Annotated in this window: 19 protein-coding genes and 3 pseudogenes; 13 read left to right on the top strand and 9 right to left on the bottom strand. The window is 61.2% G+C overall.

Going from position 1 to position 26,278, the window contains the following annotated elements; genetic code table 11:
• Window positions 1–14 precede the first annotated feature (14 nt).
• The gene (locus tag JC607_RS00670; protein WP_198835007.1) at window positions 15–407 is read left to right on the top strand and encodes a hypothetical protein; all 393 of its coding nucleotides are present in this window, start codon (window positions 15–17) and stop codon (window positions 405–407) included.
• Window positions 408–499: 92 nt separating this feature from the next.
• Here JC607_RS00670 and JC607_RS00665 read toward each other — a convergent pair whose 3' ends face one another.
• The 5 genes from JC607_RS00665 to JC607_RS00645 form a co-directional block, all read right to left on the bottom strand.
• On the bottom strand, window positions 500–1,540 hold the full coding sequence (locus JC607_RS00665) for a glycine betaine/L-proline ABC transporter ATP-binding protein (RefSeq protein ID WP_198835006.1): 1,041 nt from the start codon (window positions 1,538–1,540) through the stop codon (window positions 500–502).
• Complete coding sequence (locus tag JC607_RS00660; RefSeq protein ID WP_198835005.1) at window positions 1,533–2,420, bottom strand: proline/glycine betaine ABC transporter permease; 888 nt, start codon at window positions 2,418–2,420, stop codon at window positions 1,533–1,535. The genes JC607_RS00665 and JC607_RS00660 overlap by 8 nt, the downstream gene beginning before the upstream one ends.
• Window positions 2,421–2,562: 142 nt before the next feature.
• Window positions 2,563–3,561 carry an ABC transporter substrate-binding protein gene (locus JC607_RS00655; protein WP_198835004.1) on the bottom strand — a complete coding sequence of 333 codons (999 nt, stop codon included), beginning with the start codon at window positions 3,559–3,561 and terminating at the stop codon, window positions 2,563–2,565.
• Between the two features lie 282 nt (window positions 3,562–3,843).
• Window positions 3,844–4,872 carry a GlxA family transcriptional regulator gene (locus JC607_RS00650; RefSeq protein WP_370584714.1) on the bottom strand — a complete coding sequence of 343 codons (1,029 nt, stop codon included), beginning with the start codon at window positions 4,870–4,872 and terminating at the stop codon, window positions 3,844–3,846.
• Window positions 4,869–6,125: a replication initiation protein gene (locus tag JC607_RS00645; RefSeq protein WP_198835003.1), complete on the bottom strand. Its 1,257-nt coding sequence runs from the start codon at window positions 6,123–6,125 to the stop codon at window positions 4,869–4,871. Before JC607_RS00645 ends, JC607_RS00650 begins: the two co-directional genes overlap by 4 nt.
• A 616-nt stretch (window positions 6,126–6,741) precedes the next feature.
• On the opposite strand from JC607_RS00645, the gene JC607_RS00640 reads away from it, so the two are divergent.
• From JC607_RS00640 to JC607_RS25910, 12 genes and pseudogenes are all read left to right on the top strand, one after another.
• Window positions 6,742–8,154, top strand: a complete 1,413-nt coding sequence (locus JC607_RS00640) for an AAA family ATPase (protein WP_198835002.1) — start codon at window positions 6,742–6,744, stop codon at window positions 8,152–8,154.
• Between the two features lie 4 nt (window positions 8,155–8,158).
• On the top strand, window positions 8,159–9,220 hold the full coding sequence (locus JC607_RS00635) for a ParB N-terminal domain-containing protein (RefSeq protein WP_198835001.1): 1,062 nt from the start codon (window positions 8,159–8,161) through the stop codon (window positions 9,218–9,220).
• 118 nt (window positions 9,221–9,338) lie between these two features.
• Window positions 9,339–9,461, top strand: a pseudogene (locus JC607_RS25915) (IS3 family transposase); the annotation flags it as partial.
• Window positions 9,462–9,597: 136 nt separating this feature from the next.
• Window positions 9,598–9,771, top strand: coding sequence for a hypothetical protein (locus tag JC607_RS00630; RefSeq protein ID WP_198835000.1), 174 nt, complete (start codon window positions 9,598–9,600; stop codon window positions 9,769–9,771).
• Window positions 9,772–10,047: an ATP-binding cassette domain-containing protein gene (locus JC607_RS00625; protein WP_198835198.1), complete on the top strand. Its 276-nt coding sequence runs from the start codon at window positions 9,772–9,774 to the stop codon at window positions 10,045–10,047.
• A 326-nt stretch (window positions 10,048–10,373) separates the two neighbouring features.
• On the top strand, window positions 10,374–11,606 hold the full coding sequence (locus JC607_RS00620; protein ID WP_370584713.1) for a transporter substrate-binding domain-containing protein: 1,233 nt from the start codon (window positions 10,374–10,376) through the stop codon (window positions 11,604–11,606).
• Window positions 11,607–11,682: 76 nt separating this feature from the next.
• Window positions 11,683–12,408 carry an ANTAR domain-containing response regulator gene (locus JC607_RS00615; RefSeq protein WP_198834998.1) on the top strand — a complete coding sequence of 242 codons (726 nt, stop codon included), beginning with the start codon at window positions 11,683–11,685 and terminating at the stop codon, window positions 12,406–12,408.
• A 373-nt stretch (window positions 12,409–12,781) separates the two neighbouring features.
• On the top strand, window positions 12,782–14,854 hold the full coding sequence (locus tag JC607_RS00610; RefSeq protein WP_233092508.1) for a hydantoinase/oxoprolinase family protein: 2,073 nt from the start codon (window positions 12,782–12,784) through the stop codon (window positions 14,852–14,854).
• Between the two features lie 36 nt (window positions 14,855–14,890).
• The gene (locus JC607_RS00605; RefSeq protein ID WP_233092507.1) at window positions 14,891–16,978 is read left to right on the top strand and encodes a hydantoinase B/oxoprolinase family protein; all 2,088 of its coding nucleotides are present in this window, start codon (window positions 14,891–14,893) and stop codon (window positions 16,976–16,978) included.
• Window positions 16,979–17,254: 276 nt separating this feature from the next.
• Window positions 17,255–18,883, top strand: coding sequence for a cytosine permease (locus tag JC607_RS00600; RefSeq protein ID WP_198834997.1), 1,629 nt, complete (start codon window positions 17,255–17,257; stop codon window positions 18,881–18,883).
• 196 nt (window positions 18,884–19,079) lie between these two features.
• Window positions 19,080–19,555 (top strand): annotated as a pseudogene (locus JC607_RS25270) (transposase); the annotation flags it as partial.
• A gap of 73 nt (window positions 19,556–19,628) precedes the next feature.
• Window positions 19,629–19,798 (top strand): annotated as a pseudogene (locus JC607_RS25910) (IS5/IS1182 family transposase); the annotation flags it as partial.
• Between the two features lie 544 nt (window positions 19,799–20,342).
• On the opposite strand, the gene JC607_RS00590 reads toward JC607_RS25910, so the two are convergent.
• The 4 genes from JC607_RS00590 to JC607_RS00575 all read right to left on the bottom strand — a co-directional run bounded on the left by JC607_RS00590 (window position 20,343) and on the right by JC607_RS00575 (window position 26,265).
• Complete coding sequence (locus JC607_RS00590; RefSeq protein WP_198834995.1) at window positions 20,343–20,831, bottom strand: hypothetical protein; 489 nt, start codon at window positions 20,829–20,831, stop codon at window positions 20,343–20,345.
• 260 nt (window positions 20,832–21,091) lie between these two features.
• A complete protein-coding gene (locus JC607_RS00585; protein ID WP_198834994.1) occupies window positions 21,092–22,756 on the bottom strand; it encodes a pilus assembly protein TadG-related protein in 1,665 nt (554 codons plus the stop codon).
• A 132-nt stretch (window positions 22,757–22,888) separates the two neighbouring features.
• Window positions 22,889–25,267, bottom strand: a complete 2,379-nt coding sequence (locus JC607_RS00580) for a hybrid sensor histidine kinase/response regulator (protein ID WP_198834993.1) — start codon at window positions 25,265–25,267, stop codon at window positions 22,889–22,891.
• Between the two features lie 134 nt (window positions 25,268–25,401).
• Window positions 25,402–26,265, bottom strand: a complete 864-nt coding sequence (locus JC607_RS00575; protein ID WP_198834992.1) for a type II secretion system F family protein — start codon at window positions 26,263–26,265, stop codon at window positions 25,402–25,404.
• Window positions 26,266–26,278 lie beyond the last annotated feature (13 nt).

The raw sequence follows: 26,278 nt of genomic DNA, 5'->3' as shown, positions 1-26,278 counted from the left end.
ACAGGAGCACTAAGATGCGTTTCCCTGCACTTGCCGTCGTGGCGACCCTTTTCGGGGCTGGCCTCGCCGCACCAGTCGCCGCCCAGGACCTCCTGGAGGAATATACCGCCTTTATCGGCCCCGCCGATCTGGTGAATTCGAAGGGCAAGCGGCTCAGCCAGCCCTGGCAGATCCTGCGCCAGGACCGGGCCAATTTCCACAAATTCGGCAAGGGCGATCCCGGCGATGAATGGGACAGCTTTTTCGGCGATGTGAAGAACCGCGATGCGATGGAGAAGATGCTGATGGGCGGCACTATGACCAAAGGCGCGCGCGCGGCCATCGTCAATGGCGGCGCGGTGGTCCAGGCGCAGATCTGGGGCCAGGGCGGTGTCGGGAGTTACATCTCGGTGGATGTCTTCCGCTGAGCCGGGCGGGTTTGGAAGCCGGGTTCGGGGGCTCTGCCCCCAGGGGGCCATCCGGCCCCCTCCCCCGGGATATTTAAGGACAGAAAATGAGATCAGGCGGCGGTCTGGCTCGGGAACATGCCCCTGGTGATCGCCGCCATATCGACAGTGCCAAGCGGACGTCCGGCGGCATCGGTCACCGCAAGGCGGGCGGCATTGCTGGCGATCAGCTGCCTGGCCGCATCTTCCAGGAGCGCCTCAGCGGGAATGGATGCCAGCCCTTCGGTCGCGGCCCCCGTCTGCATCACGGTTTCGACCCGGATCACCCTGCCGCGATTGACGTGTTCGACGAAGCTTTCGATATAGCTGTCAGCCGGCGACATCACGATCTCCTGGCCGGTGCCCTGCTGCACCATATTGCCATCCCTGAGGATCGCGATCCGGTCGCCAAGCCGCAGCGCCTCGTCAAGGTCATGGGTGATGAAGACGATGGTCTTGCGGATGTCCTTTTGCAGATCCAGCAGGATCGTCTGCATATCCACCCGGATCAGCGGATCAAGCGCCGAAAACGCCTCATCCATCAGAAGGATCGGCGCGTCATTCGCCAGCGCGCGGGCGAGGCCCACCCGTTGCTGCATGCCGCCCGAAAGCTGGTTGGGGTATTTTTTCTCGAACCCTTTCAGCCCGACGCGTTCCAGCCACATGGTCGCGGATTTCACCTGATCCGCGCGGTCCAGACCCTGAACCTCGAGCCCGTAGACGGTGTTTTCCAGCACATTCCGGTGCGGCAGCAGTGCGAATTTCTGAAACACCATCGCCGTCTGATGCCGCCGGAACCGGCGCAACTGATCCGGGTTCATCCTGACGACATCATCGCCGCCGACCACCACCTCGCCAGACGTCGGGTCGATCAGCCGGTTGATATGGCGGATCAGCGTCGATTTCCCTGACCCCGAAAGACCCATGATCACCTGGATACCGCCGGCGGGCATCGAGATATTGATATCCTTCAGCCCGAGCACATGGCCATGTTTCTCATTCAGCTCGGTCTTGGTCATGCCCGCCTCGACCCGGGCGACCATATCAGCCGCATGCGGGCCGAAGATCTTGTAAAGCTTGCGGATCTCGATGCCGATTGCGGAAGTATCACCCATGAACGATCTCCAGATGCTTTTGCAGACGGCGCCCGTAAGCCTGGCTGACGCGGTCGAAGATTATGGCGATGCAGACGATGGCAAAACCATTGAAAAGCCCGATCGAGAAATACTGGTTGTTGATCGCCGCCAGGACCGGCTGACCGAGCCCCTGTACCCCGATCATTGCCGCGATCACCACCATGGCCAGCGCCATCATGATCGTCTGGTTGATCCCGGCCATGATGGTCGGCAGGGCCAGCGGCATCTGCACGTTTTTCAGCTTTTGCCAGGAAGACGAGCCAAAGGCATCCGCCGCCTCGAGCACATCCTTGTCGACCATGCGGATGCCAAGGTTCGTCAGGCGGATGATCGGCGGGATGGCATAGATCACCACCGCGATCACCCCCGGCACCCGGCCGATCCCCAGAAGCATGACGACCGGGATCAGATAGACGAAGCTCGGCATGGTCTGCATCACGTCCAGCACCGGGTTCACAATCGACTGCATCCGGTTTGACCGCGCCATCAGGATCCCGACCGGGATCCCGACCGCAATCGCCACCACCGTGCAGACGAAGATCATCGAGATGGTCCGCATCGTGTCATCCCACATGCCGAACCAGCCGATCGCCAGCAGCGAGACCACCGCAAAGGCGGTGATCTTCCAACTGCGACTGGCGAACCAGGCGATCAGCGCGATCACCAGCAGCACAATCGGCCAGGGTGTCTTCAGCATCAGGTTTTCGGACCAGATCAGGAACAGCCGCAGCGGCTCGAAGAGCCATTCGAATGTATCGCCCCAGGCGCGGGTAAAGGCGCGGAAATTCTCGTCTATCCCCTTGCGCAGATCTCGCAGCGCGCTTGTTTCCATGGTGGGGAATTTGGTCAGCCAATCCATCCTGGTGTCCCTGTCAGATGCCGTGATTAACGGGTGGCCGGTCCTTAGCGGACCTGTTGATCTTAAAAGATACGAATGCGCGCGCGCCGGTGTTAACCGGCGCGGGCAGGATCCGGCGGCATCTCGGCCGCCGGTCAGAGGCTCAGAGCGCGGCCTTGATCTTTTCCGCGGCCTCGGGGCTCACCCATTTCGTCCAGATCTCCTCATTCTCTTTGAGGAAATGACGCGCGCCATCATCGCCGGTCGCCTGATTGTCGGTCATCCAGGCCATCAGCCCGTTGACGGTCGCATTCGACCAGGAGCGGGTGTCGAGATAGGCCTTCACATCCGCCGGGGCGGTTTCGGCGAATTTCGAAGTCATGATGGTCTGGACAGTATCACCCGGCCAGTCATTCTTTTGCGGATCGGCGCAATCGGCATTCGCGTTGCACGACGTCCAGGCCTCGGCGTCATAAGGGACGCCATGCTCCAGCTTGACCATTTCGTATTTGCCGAGAAGCGCGGTCGGGGCCCAGTAATAGCCGACCCAGCCCTGCTTGTTCTCGTAAGCCCGCGCGATGGAACCGTCGAGCCCCGCCGCCGAACCGGTGTCGATCAGCTTGAAGCCTTTTTCTTCGCCGCCATAGGCCTTGAAAAGCTGCGTGGTCACAACCGTGCCGCCCCAGCCCTGCGGGCCATTGAAGACCGCGCCCTTGGACGGGTCTTCGGAATCGGGGAACAGGTCCGGATGCGCCAGCGCATCATCGATGGTTTTGATATCCGGGTTCGCATCCGCGAGATATTTCGGGATCCACCAGCCCTGAACCGCGCCATCCGACAGCGCCAGCGCGCCTTTCACCAGACGGCCCTCTTCGGTGCCGCGCGCGATCACTTCCGGGACGAGATCAACCCAGCCTTCGGGTGCGATATCGGGCTGGCCGCGTTCCACCATCGAGGTGATGGTCGGCACAGTATCGCCCGAAATCACGGTCGCGTTGCAGCCATAGCCCTCGGACAGGATGATCGCATCAAGTGCTGCCAGCACTTCGGCGCTCTGCCAGTTCATGCTTGCGATGGTCACATCACCGCAATCAGCGAAAGCCGCCGTGGCGCCAAGGCCGAGCCCCAGCGACAGCGCGACAGTTGCGACGGATTTTTTCATGGTCATCTCCCGGTTGCGGTTTGTTTGAAGGATCTCCAGACGATACCGCGCATGTCTGCAGATTGGATAATGCCGTCCGACGTCGTCCCGGATGCTGACGGTTTCCCGCCCTGCCCTTCTGTCGGCCGGTGAGTCCTTTTTCCTGAAGTCAGCGCATATTCTGCCAGGTCACAGCGCAATTTACGACACCAGTGGCAGAATTGCGACCCCTGTCCGGTAATCACCGGGTTTAGCAGATTTTTCCCTTCGCCCTCTGCCCCCTGTGGCGGGTGCAGCCCCGGACTATACCGGCAGTTCGCTGCGCGCGCCGCCGGGGAAATGTGAATACTTGTTCGGCGAAACCCCATATTTCTGCCGGAAGCTGCGCGCAAAATGCGACGAGGAAACATAGCCACAGGCCACGGCCACTTCCATCACCGTCATATTGGTCTCGGACAGCAAAAGCCTGCCATGCGACAGCCGCAGCCCGTTCAGATATTGCACCGGCGTCACGCCGAGATAGCGGCGGAACAACCGCTGGATCTGGCGCGGCGTGACACCGACATGATCGGCGCATTCCTCCAGCAGGAAATCCTCTGACAGCCGCCCCTCCAGCCAGGCCACGGCCTTGACGACATGCTCGTTCCGCGTGCCCAGCCGCGACGCGAGCGAGGTCATCTGATCATCGCTTTCGCGCCGCATATGGGTCAGCAGGCACATATCCATCACCGCCTGCGCCAAAGCCGGCCCGTAATGTTCCGAGATCAGCTTGACCACCAGTTCGGCCGAGGCGATGCCGCCGGCACAGGTGATCACCCGGTTGTCGATGCAAAACACCCGGCGCAGCGGCTCGAGCTCCGGATAGGTCTCGACAAATCCGGGGATGTTTTCCCAATGCAGCGTGAACTGCCGGTCTTTGAGGATCCCCGCTTTCGCCAGCGTATAGGCCCCGGTGCAAAGACTGCCAACCGTCCGGCCGCGCCGCCATTGCACCCGGATCCAGTCCGACATCCGCCGCGTGGTGGTCATCTCCGGCTCGGTCCCGGCGCAGATCAGCACATAGCCCGAAGGGGCCTCGGGTGGCAGCCCGCCATCGACCCCGACCCGCATCCCGTTCGAGGCCGTGACCTGCTCGCCCTCAGACGACCAGACCGCCCATTCAAACAGCGTCTTCCCCGCCAGCTGGTTTGCCACCCGCAAAGGCTCCACCGCCGAGGTGAAAGCCAGCATGGTGAATTGCGGCAAAAGCACAAACCCGACCGAGACCGGCGCCCCCTGATGCGGCACGTCGATATGGGCTACCCCGCGCGAGATGAAAGACCGTGCGCTCACTCCGCCCCTCCTGCGATACCGTCAAAGGCCCCGGGCGAGACCTCTTCCCAAAACACAAGAATAGCCGCAGCGTTCAGCGCCGACATCCAGCCATGACGTTCAAAATCATCGCGGGCTGCGCCATCAAGCCGCGCCTGAAACAGGCGGCGGTCCGCATCACGCTGTGTCGGTGTCCGCGCCTGGGCCAGCGCCTGGATCCTGGCGAGCCGTTGCGCCCGCGGCGAAAGCGCGCCCGCTGCGGTAAGGTTTCGCGGCGAAACCTCCGCCGCATCTTTCGCGGCGCCTTCCTTCAGCACTTTCGACAGATAGCCGACCGCGTTCCTTACGCCGCCCTGCCCCGCCACATAGTCAAGCTTCTGGCGCAGATGATCCTCGCCATGTTCCTGGATCCATTGACGCGCCAGCCGGTCCGAGACCCCAAGCGCCCTGAGCCGCGCATAGGCATCTGAATTGCGATGCCCCTCGCCATCATCCATATCAAGGATCGCAAGCTGCGGGTTCTCGGCAATCAGGAACCGGATCTCCGTCACCTGACGGCCCATTTTGCGAAAATCCGGTGTCACCACGATATTCGACGTCTTGTTCACCTCACTCACGGCAGGCTTGATGATCTTGGCGTTCAGATGCTTGAACTCATCATAATAGGGGCTGTCCGCCACCCCCATCAGCCGGCGGAAAATATCCAGCGACCACCACCCGGTCGAACCGGTGCGGATAAAGCGATAACAATTCTCATACAGCGCCAGCGCATGGCCCGACGTGAACCGCCGCTGGATGTTGAGATTGATCAGCGCGAATACCTTGGGGTCATGCAGCTTTTCCGCCAGCGCCGGCGAATAGGCATATTCGCAAACGCCGCCCTTGAGTTTTGCATAGGCCAGCAGTGCCGAGACCCCCCATTCCTGCTGACCATCGGCGTCAAGCATGTCCCATTCCGCCACCGTCTCGGCCAGCCCGCGCAGAGACGCTTTCAGCGTCTCCATATCATTCGAATTATAGCCGATCATCAGGCAAAGCGTGCGCGCATCGATCTGATGGCGCGGCTGCGAGGTCAGGGTGTCATAGGCATTGAGCAGGAGCACGTTCGACAGCTTGCGCTGAAGCAGGCTCAGCTTCCCCGAGACATGGATCGCCGCCACGTGCTTTTTAACCGCGCCGCGCCTGAGCGGCCCGCTCAGCCGGTCACGCGGAATGTCCTCTGTTCCGGTCCTGTCTGAAACCCTGTCTTCTGTGACCCGTTCCGGGATCTGCATCGGCCTGCCCTCGCTCAGCGCCGGATCTGTAATCCGGTCATTGCGCAGACGCCCGGCCCATCGCCGAATCCCGTCTGTCGCTCTTGTTATGGCGGGATCATCCGGCAAAAGGTATCCAAATGCAAGAACCGGACGGGAACCCTCAGGGCCAGGCAGAAGGCCGAACCGTAAACGGGAACCTGAGCTATCCTGCCGCTTCGGGAAAGGTATCCGTTTGCAGGAAGCATCCCTGCCCAACGGGGTCCGGCCTGTGGATGATTCGGAGAAACAGGCTCTATGCCTGCCATTTATGGGTCACTTATCCACAAAACTCCGCCCTCGCCCGGGAATCGGCACCTCTCTTCCCGCAAACGGATACCTAATGTCCTGAAACCGGATACCCATCACCCCGTATCGGGGCACCCATCCTGCCAGAAGACACTGTTTTTGCAGGATTAGTGACCTGGTAAAGACTCTAAAGCGAAAAAAGATTATGAAACAGAGACTGCTTTGTTCTCTCTTTCCGATAAAATCCAGAAAGATCAGTGATCAGATGGACAGGAATGATTCCCTTCTGGCCCATGATGTGCCATAGTTCGGGCAATATCAGCATAAACTGCGAACATACAGGCAAAGAATGGCACAGAAACCAGTGCTTCCGGGCAAGACGGATCTCCCCCCCTATTTCAACATCGACCCGGCCCAGGCCGCGGCAAGGCTGGCGGATCCCATCGATACCGCGCGCTTTGCCAAGGCCGCGGCTTTCGCCAGCCGGGGCCGCGATGATCTGGCGAAGCGGGGCTATGCGCCGGATGGCAAAAAGCGACTGCGCCGGTTCTCGACCTGGGAAGTCTGCCGCTATCTGATCCCGGTCAATTCCGCCCATCTGCGGCGCGTCCTGCGGCTCAACCCGGAACTGCCGCAGGGCGAAGGGGAGGGCGGCTCGAAATGGTTCACGCTCGAAGAGGTGCTGGCGCTGCGCGACCATTTCGCTGCCGAAGGTGCGCGCGGGCGGGAATACCGCGCCTGGCGCCCCGAGGGCCTGCCCGCCAAAGTCGTTGCCATTGCGAATTTCAAGGGCGGCGTCGGCAAGACCTCCACCGCGGCACATCTGGCCATGTCCGCCGCGCTCGATGGCTATAAGGTTCTGGTGATCGACCTCGACAGCCAGGGCTCGATGACCTCGATCATGGGCGGCAAGGTCGAGGATGAATGGAAGACGGTCTTCCCGCTGCTCGCCCGTGACTATGCGCTGCGGCTGCAGGAGGAGAACGAGGTGCGTGTTGCCAATGGGGACGCGCCGTTTACCTTTGATGAAACTCTGACCGAGGCGCTGAAGGTTTCGCCGCGAAACCTGGTGCAAAAGACCCATTGGCCGAATATCGACCTGATCGGGGCGCAGCTGAACCTGTACTGGGCCGAGTTCCAGGTGCCGGTCTGGCGGATGCAGCTCAGATCCTGGCAGCTCTGGGACGCGCTGTCGAATGCGCTTACGGAAGGCGGGTTGCTGGATGAATATGATCTCGTACTGCTCGATACCCCGCCGGCGCTTGGCTATCTGACGATCAATGCGCTGGCGGCAGCCGATATCCTGCTGGTACCGCTCGGGGCGTCCTTCCTCGAATTCGATTCGACGGGGCGGTTCTTCGACATGATCTATTCCACCTTCGCCTCGATCGAAGAAGGCGAGAACCGGGCGCGACGTGGCTCGGGCCTGCCCGAGATGCGGTTCGAATGGGATGCCGTCCGGGCACTGATCACCCGGTTCGATGCGGCGCAACAGACCGATCTGGCGAATGTTGTTCAGGCCTGGTTTGGCGATTTCATGACCACCTACCGCCAGGAGGTGACGGCCATGGTCGGCCAGGCCGGCGAGCAGGTTTCAGGCATCTATGAGACCGATTACCGCGATTACAATCGTGACACCTGGGTGCGCGGGCGCGAGACGTTCGATCGTACCTGGGCCGAGGTGAAAGAGCTGATCCTTGGCACCTGGTGGCGGGATCAACAGCTGGCCAAAGCGGGCACCACTGCAGATGGGGAGGGCTGAGACTATGGCAAAACGCAGAACGCTCGTGCCGCCATCGGCCGAAGACATCAACCGCGTTGAAGAAGAGTTTCGCCGCGAAACCTCGCTGCCGCGCCCGACAGTAGCCCCGATTGCCACGGTTGCGGCCGAAGCGGCGGCGGCGCTGGATCCACGACCGGCGGCCGAACGGGCCGAGGTCGCGCGTGACCGGCAGGACGCCAGCGCCTGGCGCGAGGCGCAGGGGCAGGGGCTGGTGATGCTCGACCTTGCGACCGACGGGATCGAGGCCGATGCCCTGGTGCGCGACCGCAGCTCGATCGGGGCCGAGGAGATGGAGGAGCTGAAGCTTTCCATCGCGAAGAACGGGCTCCGCCTGCCGGTCGAGGTCTTCGCGCTGCCCTCCGGGGGCTACGGGCTTTTGTCGGGCTACCGGCGGCTGATGGCGGTCCGGGCGCTCCGGGCGCTGAGCGGCGACAGCCGTTACGAGCGCATCCGCGCGGTGCTGCGTGACCCCGAGACCCTTGGCGGGCCGATTGCCGCCATGGTCGAAGAGAATGAGGTCCGCGCCGGTCTCAGCCAGTTCGAGCGCGGTCGCATCGCGGTGCTGGCGGCGCAGCAAGGTGCTTTCCCCAATGTCGAGGCGGCGGTTGAGGCGCTGTTCCCGGTGGCCTCGAAGGGGAAACGGTCAAAGATCCGTTCCTTCGCGCTGATCTTCGAAGAGCTCGGCGATATGCTTTCCTTCCCCGAACAGTTGCGTGAGAAGGACGGGCTGCGGCTCGCCACGGCGCTGCGCGAGGGCGCAGAGGGCGCCTTGCGCGAGGCACTCGCCCTGACCACGCCAGCCAATCCCGAGGAAGAGGCGACGCTTCTGGATCAGGCCCTGGCCGGTCTGGCACCAAAGGTGGCAGACCCGAAACGCGGCGGACGGCCGAAACGGGACGTGCTGGCGCCGGTGCTGTCGCCTTCGGGGTTCCGGCTTGAGGCGCAGGAAGACGCGAAAGGCTGGTCAATCCGGCTTGGAGGCCGCGCGGCCACCCGAGAGATTGTCGAGCGGGTGATGCGTGAAATGGCGCGGGCACTCGGATAGAAGTTAATGTATTGATAACAAGTGGATTATTTCAGAAGGGCAGGGGTATTTCCAGGGGGCACTCCGCCGCAGGTACATACGCGGCACTGCGCTCCCGTGCCCGGCGCATTCATTCGAGGCAGAACCACTGCCCTCAGCAATCGCCGACCCCACTATGCGAGGTGAAAGCTCCGCGCGGCGGGCGATTGCTCCCCTCGTAGCGGCAGGCGTAAACACAAGCCGGGCTCCGCTCGCGGCCTGAGGAAAAGCCACCAAAAGCCAACCGCTCCTCATAGATCAGTGCAGGGAAATGTTCCGCATCGACCCGGAGGCGGCGGATAAGGGCCAGCCAAGGGCCGTGCAATCCGTCGGCATGTTGGGGTATGATGATGCGCTGCGTGAGCGGGCTGGAAACCTATGCGAGTGGCAAGACCACCTTTGCGGGTGAAAAGGTCGATGCGCGCGGCCCCGCGATCCGGCTGCTGCATACCAGAGGCACTATGGTGGTCCTGCGCTTCAACCTCTTTCCGCATCGCACCGCGCTGGAATATGTGACCGAGGGTCAGATCTGAGTGAAAGTCGAGGCCGCTGCTGCTTCCCGCGATCACGGCATGGCGTTGCCTGACCGGCTGGATCCCGGCACCGGGGCAGGGGCCTGTTCGGCCCAACGCTCGACCCGACTCTCGGGCGGTCAGCAACAGCAGGTTGCGATTGCCCGGGCGCTGGCAATATGGCCCGATGCGATCCTGTGCGACGCGCCGGCCTCAGCGCCTGAGCCCGAGCCGGTGGGGAGGTGTTGGGGGCTGCGTCCAGGGGGGCCACGCCCGGCACATGGCGCGCAGGACTGATGGAGCGAAAGAACGGGGTTGCTGGTCGTTATCGCACTGGCGAACTGAACAATACACGGCATATGGGCGGTGTCGCGCAGTGACGGAGATTGTCCCGATCCGGCTGCCATCTGACATATGAACGCCGCCGGAATCCCGCTCCGGGCGCCAAAGCCCTTTTGACCCAGATGGGCTTCCCCCCATGGCACCACAGAAATCGGTTACCTGTACTTCCGGTGTGATTCCGCGCCAGCCGCGCGTCAATGCCATATTGACCCGTCACTTGTGCTCCCCTACACTCGCATTTAACCGGCCAGCATTGCCCGGTTCTGCGGGCTTGTGATTGCATGCGATCGCCCGTTTCCTCCCCCCGGAAAGGTTTGCTCCGAATGACAAGCGACCAGCCGATTCATATAGGCGTTCTGTTTTCCGGAACAGGCCGCACTGCCGTAACCGAGCGCAGCATGCTTGCAGCGACGGAATTCGCTATAGAAGAAATCAATGCCAGCGGCGGTATCAATGGCCGCGAGCTGTGCCCCGTAATTCGTGACCCTATGGGCGAGCCATCGGCTTATCAGCAGCTGGCTGCGGGGCTTGTTTCAGAAGATAAGGTCCGGGTCATTCTGGGCTGCTACACATCAAGCCAGCGCAAAGCGGTTTTGAATGTGGTGGACAGGCAGTCGGCCCTTTTGTGCTATGCCGCACAATATGAGGGCTTTGAGTATTCTGAGAACATCGTGTATTTCGGCGCTGTCCCAAACCAGAACAGCGTTTTTCTGGCGCGTTATCTTCTGAAAGATCCGGCGCCCCGGCTTTACATTGTTGGTTCAGATTACGTATGGCCGCGCGAATCCGGGCGTATCATGGGCGATCTGATCCGATCCGGAGGTGGCGAGATTGTGGGTGAAACCTATCTTGACGATATGGCCACTCCCATTCACTTTGACGCCCTTGTCAGAAGGATCAGGAAAGCCAGTCCTGATATAATCTTCAATAACTTCGTTGGTGAGGCAAACCGGAATTTCTACGAGGCCTATGTCGGGAATGGCCTCGATGCCAGACGAATGATGGTGGCGAGCCTGACGACAAGCGAGGCAGATATCCGGGAAATCGGAGCATCGGCAGCAGCTGGTCATATCACCGCTGCAAGTTATTTCGCGTCACAGTCAAATGTGACCAACCAGTCCTGCCTCGCGCGTTTCAGGACGCGGCGCCAGGAGGAGCCCTATGCGAATATGTGCTGGGACGCGGCCTATACCCAGGCGCATGTGGTGGCCCATGCCATGCGTGGCGGCGATCCGGACAATCTCGGTTCGATCCGGTCAGGGATCCTTGGCGCCTCGTTTGACGCGCCGCAGGGGCTGGTCAGCATCGACGCCCTGAACGCGCATTGCTATGTCTGGCCCAAGGTTGGGGTGGCACGCGACGATGGCCAGTTCGAAATCGTTGCCGAGACAAATTGTGCCATCCGCCCGGACCCCTATCGCACGACCTATGAATTTGTCGGTGACGCGGGCGGTTCATCCGATACGGCACCGCCCTCAACACCTTTGCCCCGGATCTCCGGGCTGAGGCAATGAGCCGTCCTGTCGGTGGGTGACAAGTGATCTTGTACAATCGTATTCAGTGAACGTTCTTCGGGGAAGAGGATCTGAAATGCGGCCAGGACGAAGCGAGCCTTTTGCCAGCGAAAAAGAGCAGCCCTTTCTGATCAAGGATCTGAGATCCCTGAGCTTCCTGCTTGTTCAGCCCCAGGACAGTGATGGCCTCGCGCTGAAATCGCACCTGGAAAGAATAGGCTGTCAGGTCCAGGAAATATGGCCACCGCCGCAGAACTATCCAACTGATATTGATATAGTTTTCGTGATGGTCGACCGTGTCACCGAGAGCGGTCAGACATTTCACTGGCAGGCCGACACCCCCTCTGCCGTTCTCATCGCTGTCATTGATTACGAGAACCCGCTTTCCATCGACCGCCTGCTGCATATGCGGGTCAACGCCGTGATCGGATTGCCGATACGGCCCTTTGGGATTCTTACAAACCTGCTGGCTGCGGTGAACAACCACCGGCGGGAACAGCGCATAAGCCTCAACCTTGAACGGGCGCAGGCCAGGCTGGAATCCTGCCGGATGGTCGAACGCGCGAAACTGGCGGTGATGCTGGCGGAAGGTTACCCGGAAAAGGTGGCTTACGCCGTCTTGCGGGAACTTGCGATGAAGCGGCGGACCACCGTCGAAGCCATCTCCAGCGAGGTTCTCATCCGCCTGGGCTGGAGCGACAGCAGCGCCGCGATGAGGCTCTCCGATAAGCCGGACTGGCAGGCGCTTTGTCTTGCCGGGGCGGCTGCGCATGATGAAAGCCTGACCGACAAATCTGCCTGATTCGTTTTTTCCTCCTGAGCTGCCGGCGGGCGATGCGATGGCTGAGCCATGTCGGAAATATGCGTCTGTATAATTCGAAAACCCAGGCTGGTTTTTGCACTGCAGCACGGTTCGGCAGAAATCACCTCTTTGTTTTAACTGCATTAATCAAATCTTGTTTTGCCACTGCATCCTCGTAAAAAATCACTTGGAGATGCATATATTCATCGCGTAGTCTTATAGGGCGCATTCAACAAAGAATGCCAAATCACCAGATGCCGGATGCGGCGGGTGACAATCTCCCTCTCAGAATAAAACACAGATGCAGCCATTCGCATTGCGACTCCGCATGACGCGGACCGTATTGCGGGGCTCAAATCAAAGGAATTGCATGATGAGCATGGACGGAGCGGGCGCGGGCCCGGCACCGCAACGGGCGCGCACGCGCCTTGCCATTGATGTTGGCGGGACATTCACGGATGTCTTTGTTCTGGATGAACATGGCAATCAGACGGTTGCGAAGGTTCCCAGCACAAAGAACCCGATTGATGCGATTATGAATGGCGCCGAGGCCGCCAATATCGACTGGGCGGATGTCGAGCTTTTCACCCATGGCACCACGGTGGCCACCAATGCGCTGATCACCCGCAATTTCAAGCCGGTGGCCATGGTGACGACCGAAGGGTTCCGCGATGTTCTGGAAATCGGGCGCGGCACCCGCGAAGACCCCTGGGATGCCTATAAAGAGGGTACGCCGCCTTATGTGCGCCGCCGTGACCGGTTTGCGGTGAAAGAACGGATCAATTTCCGTGGTGAGGTTCTGGAACCGCTGGATGAAGAGGCCGCCCGCGAAATTGCGCGGATCCTGAAAAAGCGCGAGGTTCATGCGGTCGCGGTCTGTTTCATCAATGCCTATGTGAATGGCGCGCATGAATTGCGCATGGCGGAGATTCTCGCCGAAGTTCTGGGGCCGGATATTGCAATCTCGACCTCGCATGAAACCCATCCCGAGATCTTTGAGGATGACCGTTTCTCGACCACGGTCGCCAATACCATTCTCGCCCCGATCATCCGCCCCTATGCCCGCGATATTGCGCGCAGAACCTCGGAAGCGGGCTATGAGGCGGATGTGCTTTTGCTCCATTCCGGCGGCGGGGTGATGACACCGGCCACGGCCGAGAAATATGCCGCGCGGCTTGCGGCCTCGGGCATCGCCGCCGGCGCCATCGCCAGCAAATATTTCGCCGAGCTTTGCGGCTATCAGAACTCCATCGGGCTCGATATGGGCGGCACCTCGGCGGATATCTCGCTGGCCGAGGCGGGCAATATCCGCATGACCGACAAATGGGAGGTCGACTGGGGCCATCCGATCTGTTTCCCCTCGATCGAAGTGCTGACCATCGGCGCGGGCGGCGGCTCGATCTCCTGGCTCGACAAGGCGGGGTCTTTGCGCAACGGGCCGCAATCGGCGGGATCGGTGCCGGGGCCGGCCTGCTATGCGGCGGGCGGCACTGAGCCGACCAATACGGATGCAAATATCATCCTTGGCCGGGTCGGCACCACGCTGGCGGGGGGCAAGAAATCCCTCAACCGCGATGCGGCGCTGACGGCGATGCATAAGATCGCCGATCCGCTGAAGCTGGATCTGGTCGAGGCCTCGCTGGCAACCCTGCGCGTTGCCAATGCCAATATGGCCGATGCGGTGCGGCTGATCTCGATTGCCCGGGGCCATGACCCGCGCGACTTTGCGCTGGTGGCTTTCGGGGGCGCGGGCCCGCTGCATGGTGTTGATATCGCGCGCGAACTCAACATCCCCGTGGTTATCGTGCCGCCCAATCCCGGCGTGACTTCGGCGGTGGGCTGTATGTTGGTCGATGTGCAGCATGACGTCACCCAGATGTATTTCGAGGATGCCGCCAGCGCGAAGCCCGCAGATGTCGAGGCCGGGTTCCGCAAGCTGGAGCTGGAAGGCCGTGACCGTCTGGAACGGGATGGCGTGAAGGCGGGCGATATGACCTTCCAGCGCTTTATCGATATGCGCTACCGGGGGCAGTGGCGCTCGCTCGCGGTGCCGGTGCCGGGGGAAATCACCTCGGTTGAGGAACCGCTGGCGATTTTCCACAGCGAATATGAAAAGGCGCATAACTTCCGCCGCGAGGATTTCCCGGTCGAGATCTACCGCCTGACGGTGCGCGCCATCGGCGTCACGCCAAAGCCGTCCTTCCCGAAGATCACCATCGATCCCAATGCGAAAGCGGTTCCCAAAGGCACCCGCGAGGCCTGGTTCCACGACCATCCGACCGCGCTGACCACCGCGCTTTACGACCGCGAGACCCTGCCGGCCGGCGTCACCATCAAGGGCCCCGCCGTCATCGACCAGCTCGATTCGACCACCGTCATCCCGCCCGGTGACGAGGCCTATATCGACGAATGGCTCAACATCCAGATCCGGCTCGGCGCGGCATAAGCGCCCGCCCACCCCCAACATCAGGAGGATCCCGGCATGACCGGCAAAAAACAATCTCTCAGCCTTTCCGACAAGGGCATCCAGTTCCCGCCGCCGCCCGAACAGCGGATGACCGAGTTCAAATCGCAGCTTGATCCGATCACCTTCGAGGTGCTGCGCAACGCCTTCGTCAATATCGTTGACCAGATGGCCGAGCAGCTTTTGCGCACCTGCTATTCCTTCGTGATCTATTGCCGCGACTTTTCGTCCGGCCTCAGCGATCCCGAGGGCAATCTGGTGATGCAGGGCACCGGCGATATCGCCGCCCATGTCGGCACGCTGCATTACACCTGCAAGGCAGTGATCGAGGATTTCGCGGGCGATATCCATCCCGGTGACGTCTTCATCATCAATGATCCGTTCCGCGGCGGCAGCCATTTCAACGATACCCGCATCCTGCGCCCGATGTTTTATGAGGGCGAGCTGATCGGCTGGTCCCAGGCCAATGGTCACTGGGCCGATATGGGGGGGGCGACGCCGGGCTCGTTCAACATCACCGCACTTGACCATATGGGCGAGGGGCTGCGCATCACGCCGACCCGGGTCTGGAGCAAGGGTGTCTGGCTGGAAGATGTGGCGAAGATGATCGCCAACAATACCCGCAACCCGGGCGATGTGATCGGCGATATGCAGGCCCAGGCCGAGGCGACCGCCGTGGCCGAACGCGAGATCCTGCGGCTTTGCGGCAAATATGGTGTCGAGACGATCAAGATCGCCTTCCGCGAGGTGCAGGACTGGGTCGAAGTGCTGATGCGTCAGCGCCTGGCCGAACTGCCCGACGGCACCTGGTATGCCGAGGATTATATCGACCAGGATCCCAAGCTCGAAGAAGGCCTGATCCCGATTAAGATCAAGTTCACCATCGAGGGCAATCATGCCCATTACGACCTCTCCGGCTCGCATCCGCAGATCTCGACCTTCCTCAACGCGGCCTATGGCGGGTCTTTCGCGGGGATCGTGGCGGGAACGAAGTACCAGTTCCCGGATCTGCCGCTGAACTCGGGGCTTTACCGCGCGGTCACCGTCAATGTGGGCGAACCGGGCACGGTGGTGAATGCCAACTGGCCCAGCCCCTGCGCCGGTTTCTGTTCCGGCCCGTTCGAGAAACTGATGAATTCGGTCTTCGGGCTCTGGGCCGATATCATGCCCGAACGCACCATGGGCTGCGCCTTCAACCTTGAATATCTGCTGGTCGGCGGGAGGGATACCAGGATCGAGGGCAAGCCCTATTTCATGTGGTATGACTGGATGGCGGGCGGCTGGGGCGGCCGGAACGGGCGCGACGGCTTTAACGCCACTGCACCTGTCTTTGGCGCGCAATACGGCATCCAGCCGCTGGAGGGCCAGGAGCGCCTCGCGCCCGTTCTGACCAAATGCCATGATTTCGTGCAGGATTCCGCCGGACCCGGCGAATCCCGCGGCGGGCTTGGCGCCGAGAAAGGCGGCTCGGTCTTTGAGGGCGAACGCATCGTCGTCTCGTATTGCTGCGACCGCGAGCGCTCGGTCACCTGGGGGATGTGGGGCGGTCTGCCCTCGATCCCGCATGGCGTCTGGCTGAACAAGGGCACGGATCGCGAGCGCTATCTCGGCTCGATCTTCTCGAACCTGCCGATCGAGCTTGATGATGTCTTCACCCGCCCTTCGGCCGGGGGAGGGGGCGTGGGCGACCCCTTGCTGCGCGATCCGGCGCTGGTCTGCGAGGATGTGGCCGACGAATATGTCAGCGTCCGGCGGGCACAGATCGACTATGGCGTGGTCATCCGCGTCGTCGATGCCGATCTCGCGCAATATGAGGTCGACGAGGCCGCAACCCAGGCCGAGCGCGCCCGGATCGCCGCCGAGCGCCCCGGCTGGCTTGACGCCGATCCCGCCGAAGTCGCGGCGCGCTACCGCGCGGGCGAGTTCAACGAGATGGACTGTGTCCGGCAATATGGCGTCATCCTTGACTGGGGCAATGGCGAGCTTCTCGCCAATACAACCGCCCAGTTCCGCGAAATGATGAAACGCCGCGTCCTGCCCTATTGGGGCAAAACGCTCGCCGTGCTGAGCGAGGAGGCCGGCGAACGGCTGAAAGCAGCCGCCTGAAAAACGCATCACTACCCAGGGCGGCGCGATCATCCGCCGCCCTGTTTCTGAACGGATCTGCCAGACGACATCAAATTCAGACGGATACCGGTTTTCCGCTGCGGCCTCAGGGGATTTCGCCAGTCTGCCCGCCCTGAGTGACCAGGTGTGAAACCTGGTCAGGGCAGCTCGCGAATGACTTGTGGCACCTGGCCTGACGACCCGTCAGGCGACGCCTTTTCTCTGCTTACAGCCGGTTTTCCGATTTCAGAGAAACCCCATGAGGAGCTGGAATTCATGAGCCCTGCCAGAACATATCCTGCCCCCGATATCATCTTCCATGACGAGCCCGAGGTGCTGCGCGAGGCCGCAGCGGAAGATTTTTCGCTGCATATCGTGCCGCCCTCGTGGCGAAGTTCGCGCTTCTCGCTCTCGATGGCCTGGTTCGGGCTGATGAGCGCGATGTTCTGGGTCGTTGTCGGCAGTATGGTCGCGCTGACGGTCGGCACCATCAACACCCTGATCGGGATCGCGCTTTCAACGGTGGTCTATGGCATCCTCTGCGGCATTGCAGCGCGCTTCGCCGCCCGCAGCGGCACCAGCGTCGCCCTGTTTTCCCGCGCGGTGTTCGGCCAGGTCGGCGCCACCTTCGCCGCGCTGCTGTTTGGGGTCACGATCACCTATTATGCCATCGCCGAAGGCTCGATTGTCGCCATTGCCCTGCAGGATTACTTCGGTGGCCCAATGAGCCTCTGGTATTTCATCGTCTGCCTCTACAGCGCGCCCCTCGTGATGCGCGGTGTCAGGACCTGGCTTGACCGGATCAATGGCATCCTGCTGCCGCTTTATGTGTTCGGACTGGTCGCCTGTGTGATCTGGGCGACCGCCAAGCATGGATATTCCGGGGCCTGGCTGACCCAGATGCCCGTTGGCGGCGTCGATGTCGGCGTCCCTGGCTGGTGGTTCGCCTTTACGGTCTATATGGGCGTCTGGGTCGTGGTGATGATGACCTGGGATGTCGCCCGCTTTGGCCGCAAGGAAGACGCGCCGTTCAATGGCCGTATCACCTTCGGCATTCCCTTCTATGTGGTCACGCTGCTGATCAATGGCGCGGTCGGCATGTTCATCACCTTCACCATCCCGATTGAAGGCGAGTTGAGCGAGACCTCGGCGATCATCGGCATCGTCGCTCTGATGGGGCCATTCGGCGTGCTGCTGGTCTGGGCCAGTCAGACCCGGATCAACACCATCAATTTCTACCTTTCCTCGACCAATATGCAGAACTTCTTCGCGCGGGCCTTCAAGATCTCCTGGCCGCGCACGGTCTGGGTCGGGATCATGACGGTGGTCATTTTCCTTGTGATGCTGACCAATGTCTTTGGCTATCTGCTGCTGACGCTGCAATTCCAGGGCGTGATCATCGTGGCCTGGGTGGGCGTCGCCATGACCCATATCGGCTGGTGCAGTCTGCGCGGCATAAGGGCGGATCAGCTGGAATTCAGGCCGGGCAGGGTGCCGATGGTCAATCCCGGCGGCCTTGGCGCCTGGGTCATTGCCTCGGCCACCGGCTGCCTGATGATGGTCTTCGGCGGCAGTTTCGGCGGGGTCTGGGCGCCTCCGGTCACGCTGGGGATCGCGGTGGTGATCTATGCCGCCTCGCTGTTGGTCGCGCAACGCAGCTGGTTTGTCGAGGAACGGCCCGGTGATCCCCGCAAGGAGGTCGATGATCCCTGGCAGGCCCGCATCCGCTGCCACCATTGCCATCAGGCCTATATCGCGCATGAGATGGACCGCGACCCTTCCGCCGGCCATGCGCCGATCTGCCTCGCCTGTGCGTCTGATCGCAGCGAATTTCTGGTTGCGGCCCGCGCCGAAGCGCGCGCCTGCAGCGGGAATGTGAGCATGGAGGACCTGGTAAGACAGTAACCAAGGCGCATCCCGAGACCTGGGCCGCATCTGATGCGGCCCTTTTTTGTGCGGTCGGGACGGCAGATGGCTCTGAACCATGCCGATATGCGGGAAGGCCCTGTGACAGATCCTCTGTAAGCGGTGTGTGGGCGGCAGGGTCAGCTTAACTTGACGGCCCTAAATTCCCGGGCAGCAGGTCGTCGATGCGGCTTTGCGGGAGCCCGCGCTGGTGCTCAGCGCGCTGTGCTGGTCCCATGCCCGGCGCAGGTTCTTCGACCTGGCGGAGATCAAAGCCACGGCCCGAAAGGGCAAAAGGTGGCAGAGGAGATCTCCCCGAACGCGCTGGAAGTCGTCAATCGCTTCGACGCCATCTTCGCTCTCGAGCGCGAGATCAATGGCCAGAGCGCTGCGGCCCGCTGCGCTGCCCGTCAGCAGCGGGTGCGCCCGATGATCGAGGATTTGCACAACCGGCTGCGGGCGGAACGCGCCGGGATGTCGAAGTCGCCCCTGGCAGGACGGCCTGGCTCTTCGCCGGATCATCGCGCGGCGGCGAACGCGCTGCCTTCCTGTATTCCCTGACCGTCACCGCCAGGATGAATGACCTGGATCGCCCAGGCATGGCTGGCTGATGTCTTCGCCCGGACGCCAGCAATGCCCCTGTCACGCCTGCCGGAACGTCTTCCCCGGAACTGGAAACACAGCCTGATCGACAGAGCCGCATGGCTCTGGCCTGCGCCGGATGATTACGAACCGGTAGCCTTTCAAGGTCGTCGACATGGACGTCTGCACCTTGCGCAACCTGGTCGGGCTTTGGTTCAGCAAGCTGGAGTACGGCCGGCGACTGGCGACCCGCTACGACAAATCAAAGACAGTTTCCCCGGCTTCGCCGGCATAGCCCCTATCAGGCTGTGGCGCCGCCATATGTCAACATGACCTAACGGATTATAATTCGAACATTATTGACCATAAAGTACTATGGATATATCACATAGTATGTAATCAGAGAGGTGCTGCACAGTGAAGTATAAACTTGCCATAATCGGGTGCATGTTTGTTTCCGGATGCGTATCCGGCATGCCAGCTGAAAAGGACGCCGAGCTGATCAGGATCTCTGTTGAAGCCCCGGCCAGGACTTCATTTGAACGGCTCGTGTCTGCGGCTCAGCCACTTGCAACTCAGGCCTGTGCGACAAAACAGCAGCAAGCCACATGGGTTGTCGCGAAGGAAGTCTCTCCCACCAGGACCTCGCTCGCCTTTGCCTGCTGGTAAGCAGAGGATCGGCTGGCAGGCGCAGCGGGAGTGACAACAGTCTGACACCCCGCCTGCCTGACATGGATAAGGAAACCGAAGGCCCTGCTGGCTCCTGCGCAGCGGGGCTTTGTCTGTGGGATTTTGTCTGTGGGATTTGTCTGAGAGGCCAGGCGCCGGATCCACAGTCAGGATATGCCTGTTGCAGGGGCCGCCTGGCTCACATCGTTCAGCGTGATGTCTGGTAGTAATCGTTGTTCTGATACGCCGCCTGCACGCCCAGCGTCAGGGCTGTATGCAGCAGCGGAGGTTTCAGCGTCACGTCACAGGCCATCATCCGCTCGCAGGTGAAGTCATGCGACCGAATCTCGCTTGAGACCAGCACCAGCGGCAGCCTGGGCGTCGCCCGGCGCACCTGCATGCAGAAATCAATCGTGGCCTCGGTGTCGCCAAGGTAATCGGAATCGACCAGCAGGAAATCAAGCTTCGGCGCATATTCCCGCAACCAGTCGAGTGTCATGCTGTTCTCGGATACCACCATGACCACCGCCCGCATCCGGTCCGACCAGTCGCTGAGATCGCGCGAGAGCGAGCCCATCTGCCCGCACATCAGGATCAGACCTTTGGGGCAGAGCGGCGCGTCGATCAGCGACGAGGTTTTCAGACTGTAAGCCACATTTGATTCGGCTTCCGGGGCAGGCGGAACGCGCATAATCATCGCGCTCTCTGCGGGGCGCTCACTTGCTTGATGGCTTTTGGTCAGTCTCAGCACGGGCCTCTCCTTGTGGACATAATCCGGCTCTTTGGAGTCTTATTTATCTAAAGTATGTATCCTTGGGCCGTCTGTCTTTTTTGTGGCGGGTTCTTTTCGGATTGCGTCAAGAATGTGGCGCCGCGGCGCCCTGCCAAAACGGAAGACCGCCCGCGTGGTCTGCGCGGGCGGTCAAACGGGTCTTTCTGGCTGGACGGGTTCGGGCGTTACCGGGCGAGGGCTGCGCCACAGGCATAGCTGTCGAGAATGATATCTGCCTGCGCGACCCCTATGCCCAGAAGATCCAGCAGCCATTGCAGGAATTCATCGACGCCGAGCGCTGCGAGAAATTTTCCAAGGCTGTCCACAAGCGCGCCAAGGACTCCGAGCAGCACCGAAAGGGTAAGGTTGACCAGCCCGAGCAGAGGGCACAACAGGAAGCCGAGCGGCCCGCCGCACGTTTTCACCTGATCCTGCAGATCCTTTCTCACGGTTTCAAGAAAGCGGGACGTATCCCTGAGCAAGCCGGAAAGTGTCAGCGGATTTCTGACAGGGACCGGTTTGCCAAGTTCGCTCAGCCGGATTGCCACCTGCTGTGTCCCGCCGCCGACCTTTATTCTCTCCATATCCTTTGGGTCTACGCCGGCCCGGCTGTCCAGCAGGCCCACATTCAGGGCCAGTTCCGCAGGCGCGGTCTGGACCGAGAACACGGCCAGCTGGTCCGAAGGCGCCGTGGCGCTGCAATTCAGACTGACCGGCACGGCCGTTGCTGTAGCGGCCGCAACATTCAGTGCGACGCGCAGAAGACCGGTTCCGCCGAGGTCCAGAACATTGGCCAGGACCAGCGCATCCACCTGTGCCACCGAGGCCTTCGGCGGCGGTGTGTCTCCGACATAGCCCACGGCAATCACCGGCGGTCTGATCAGGCCAAGCGAGACGGAAATATTCGCCAGATTCCCGAGATTGATCGGCAGGTCTACACTCAGCCGCTGATTCGGGTCTGCGGCCAGGCCGGCCATTGCCATCACAAGATCAAAGACATTCAGCTTGATGTCAGGAAGGATATCACCGGCGGTGAGGCCCAGCAGGCCCGGAGACGCCCCTACGATCTGCCCCAGAGTGAGCGGCCCGGTCCCGACAGCTGTTGGGATAATATCGATCTTGGCAAGCCCGCCGAGCGTCACCAGATGGTTCAGCAGAGCCAGACGGCTGACCTGGAGATTGAGAACATCGTTGAAGCTGAACACATCAAGCCCGACCTCGGTCCCGGCAATCAGGCCGAGCAGATTGTTCAGGCTGATTTTCGTGGTGGCGAGGCCCATATAGCCAAGCACTTCGGCATTCAGCCCAAGGCCCAATGGCCCCAGCACCCGCCCGAGGATTGCGCGGTCCGTGTGCAGAGACAGGAGCCGGTTGCGCAATGTAAATGCAACAACTCCCCGCTGCACCCCAACCGCCGCCCGTTTGATGATGATGTTCTCGTCGCTTAAGATCGGCGACAGCAGAAACGGGCGGAACCGTGATGGCACAACGACGTGAACCGCGCTGGCGAATTCCGGCCGCACCTGATTTGGCGCCTGCGTGAAGACGCCGCTGACCGGATCATAGCGTCCGATGAGGATATCGGAATCGGCAAGGGTGATCTGCCCATATTTGCCATTGTGCAAAACAACCTCCCGCGCGGCCTGGCGGGTTGCCACCGGATCCGGGAGATAGCGTGACGCACTGAGTGCGGCGAGGTCAGCCTGAGACTGGGTAAACCTTTTCTGCGCGTTCAGAAGCGAAACATCGGTCGCCGCCCCACCGATCAGCATCAGGAGGGGCATCAGAATGACAAAAAGAATCGACAGGGCGCCGGAGGCGTCCGTGAGAAATCGTTTCAGCGCAGCCATCACGTAAACCACGAAATCTACGCCCCCGAATAAGTCCTACGCTTAAAGTTGAAGAATACAACCTTAAGTTTATTATTTCCTGAAAAAAGCTGCTTTTGCGGCTTTGCTATCGGCTGACCGGCCGGGGTCAGGTCATGTCCCCGCCCTTGCCTCATCACCGAAAAACTCGTCAGCGAGGCTTTTGAGCTGGCCGAAGCTGAGAGGCTTCTCAAGTGCATAATTGGCGCCTGCCTCTTCCAGATCGCGGCATTCCGACCCAAGCGTCGAGGCCGTGATTCCAATAATCGGCATGGTTTTCTCGGTCTGCCGTATTTCGCGCACCAGCTCGCTTCCGATCAGGCCCGGCAGCAACTGGTCGACGACCACCATGTCATATTTGTTTTCGCGGAACAGCTTCAGCCCGGCATCACCGCTTTCCGCCCAGTCAACCTGCCTGAACAGCTTGCGCAATCTGGTTACGGTGATTTCGCCGACCAGCTTGTTATCCTCGACCAGCAGGACGCTGCGATCCTCATAAAGCGGAGTGATGTCATTCATGGAGATTACCTTTTGCTCCGGCTGTACCAGGTGGCGTGCCATTCGGGCCGGATGGGTCAGAACAAACCGGCTGCCATTGCCGTCATCGTTAAGGATCAGATCTCCGCCCATCAGCCGGATTGCTTTACGGGCGGTGTAAAGCCCGAGACCGGGCCGTTCGTCAGGATTGTCTGCACCGGATTCAAAGGGCTCGAAAATCTTCTCATGCCGGTCGGGTTCAACGCCGATTCCGTCATCCGCAACCTGCCAGGTCACGATACGCTCGTCTTCGGTCCCTCTGGTCACGAAGGCGTCGATCGTCACTTCGCTGCCGCGGGAGTGAATGATCGCATTATGGGCCAGTTTTGACAATGCGATGAAGACCCGGTTGTGATCGCTTTGCAAAAGGGTATCGCTGTCCTTCCCGGGGGTGAATGTCAGATTGATCCCATTGCTGATCGCGACCGTCGAGAAGATGTCGAGCACCTGTTGCGCCATCTCACGGATGGTAAAGCCGGCATTGGCGATATGGCTGGCGCCCGTACCACTGCCCGCCCGAAGATCATCAAGAATTGCGATGATCCGGTCCAGGGTTCTTTCGTAACCCGCGCCGATATCTGCCCAGTCGGTGCCGGATTTGAGCTCTTCGCCCAGCATGGAGAGGATGGCGATCGGGGTGCGCAATTCATGCGATGCGATGGAGAGCAGGCGCTCTTCGCGCAGGATCGCCTCGCCGAGCAGCTGTTCGTAACGGGCGAGGCGGCCGGACAGATCTTTTTCGCGCTCCTGGCTGACCAGTGCAAGCCAGGCTTCGGGGGCGGATTTGCTGAGCACATGGGCTTCGAATGTCATGAGCCGCGGAGTTGTGTTCTTCTCAGGATCTTTTCCGCCACGGGTCAGCTGGATCCTGACGGGTGAGGCCGCGCGCTTGCTGTCGCTGCGCAGCACCTGGACCAGGTCGATCAGGCCCGAGAAATCCGACCCGGAAAAAGCCTCGTCGAACCGGACGAGGTCGCCATAGCCAAGGCTCTCGCCGCTGCCACCGGCAAAGCGCAGCGTGCGGTCGTCAAGATTGACGCGGACGATCCAGGCCTGGGCCGCCTTGTGGAACTGCCGGGTGACGGCCACCGGAGGCAGGCCTGCATTGCCCACAGGATCGTTGCCCCCGGCTGTTGGCTGGCCGATGCTGAAAAGGACCGCGATCAGCAGGACCAGGAACACCGATTGCAGAACCGGGCCTCCGACCGTTTGCGAGGCGTTGAAGGCCAGGGTTGCGGCAGTCAGAAGGATGCCGGCCCAGAGCAGCAGGGCAGGGCGGCGGAACAGGACCACACTTGCCAGGGTTGCGGTGAGAAGCACTGTCCCGACCCCCCCGACCTGACCGGAAGGCGCGAGTTCGGGCAGTGCCATGACAAAGGCAAGGGCGGCAAGGGCGCTCAGAAAGGCGAGCACCACCATGAGTGGCGCCGGGCGGTTGTCGGAATCGGCTTCACGCAGAACCTCCATCCCCTGCAGGGCCAGCGCCGCGGCGGTCAGCGCGTAAAGCGCGTCAACAAAGGCCCCCGAGACCGAGGCCAGCCTGGGAAGCTCGCCGGCAATGAGCGGGCGCAAGGACGTGGCCAGCAGGAAGCAGCAGGCCAGAACCAGCGCTGTCGCCGTCAGATGCACCGGGTTGCGAAGCGCCAGGCTGAAACCGCTGAGCCGGTTTGGTATCAGCGCCCAGGCTGACCTGCTGATCAGCACCGCCCCGATGCCGGAAAACCAGAAAAATATCGCGGTAAGGGTCTCGATGGCGGAATAGGCGGATGTATTGGGGAAACTGAGCCATGGCATAAGCGGCATTCCCGGCAAAAGGGCCATGCCGATAAGGGAGGCAAGGACCGTCGGGAGACCGATCACGCGACCATGTCCCACGAAAAGCCCGGCCAGAACAAAATGGACGATGGTTGACCAGACCATGACGCTGGTCAGCATCAGATCCGGGACCGCAAGCATGGGGCGTCCGCCCAATACAAGCTGGGCTCCAAGGCCGGGCGTGAGGACCAGGCAGAGCGCGGAGATCCAGCGGAATTTGTGGCGGCTGATTTGCGTTGTCGGCATTGGCATTTATGTCAGGTCCGCAGTCCAGGTCAGAATGAAGAGACGATCCGGTAGATGGCCGGGGCCAGCAGCAGGATCAAAAGTGGCGGGACGGTAAACATCATCGTGCCGAGCGTCATCTTGGTCGGCAATATATTGGCACGTTCTTCTATTTTTCGGACGCGCTGGTCACGGAGGTCTGCGCTGAACACGCGCAGGGTCTGGGCGACCGGCGTGCCCATGGTCGAGGATTGCAGAATGATAGTTGCCAGCTGTCGAAGATCCTGATTGCCGGTTTCATAAACCAGTTTCAGCCAGGCTTCCTGGCGGTCGGCCCCTGCGGCCAGCGCTTCGGTCAGGTTGACGAGGCCCGCGGAGAGGTCCGGGTGGACCGGGGCCAGCTCCTCTGCGACACGCATAACTGCGATATCGGTGGACTGCCCCGCCTCGACGCAGATGAGCATGAAATCCAGCGCATCCGGCAGCGCGATCTCGATCCGCTTCAGCCAGGCGGTGCGCCGTCTGTCAACAATCATCACGGGTATGAAATAGCCCAGCACCGCCATAACCAGCTGGAAGCCCAGTTGCGGCAGCGGCGCCAGATCCCGCAATTGCGGCATCACACGCAGCAGGATCAGCGAAAGAAGCAGCGCGACAATCGCGAAACCGACCTTGGCGTAAAGAAACCAGCGCACGGCTTTCGGGTGATGAAAGCCGGCCTGGAACAACTGTCTGCGAAGCTCGGAATTGTCGGATTCTGACTCGGCCATGACAAGGGGCATATCCGGGACAGGCTTCGCCGGTGCCGCAGCAGGGGCCGCAGGGGCACGCTGCAACAACAAAAGGGCCATCGCGAACATCAGGGCGCAGCCGATGAAGCTTCCCAACAGGATCCAGGAGCTGATAGCGATCATTCAATGCCCTCTG

The organism is Paracoccus sp. IB05 (assembly GCF_016405985.1).
GTDB lineage: Bacteria > Pseudomonadota > Alphaproteobacteria > Rhodobacterales > Rhodobacteraceae > Pseudogemmobacter.
The sequence above is the reverse complement of the archived record's forward strand: the minus strand, read 5'-3'. Positions and strand labels throughout refer to the sequence as shown.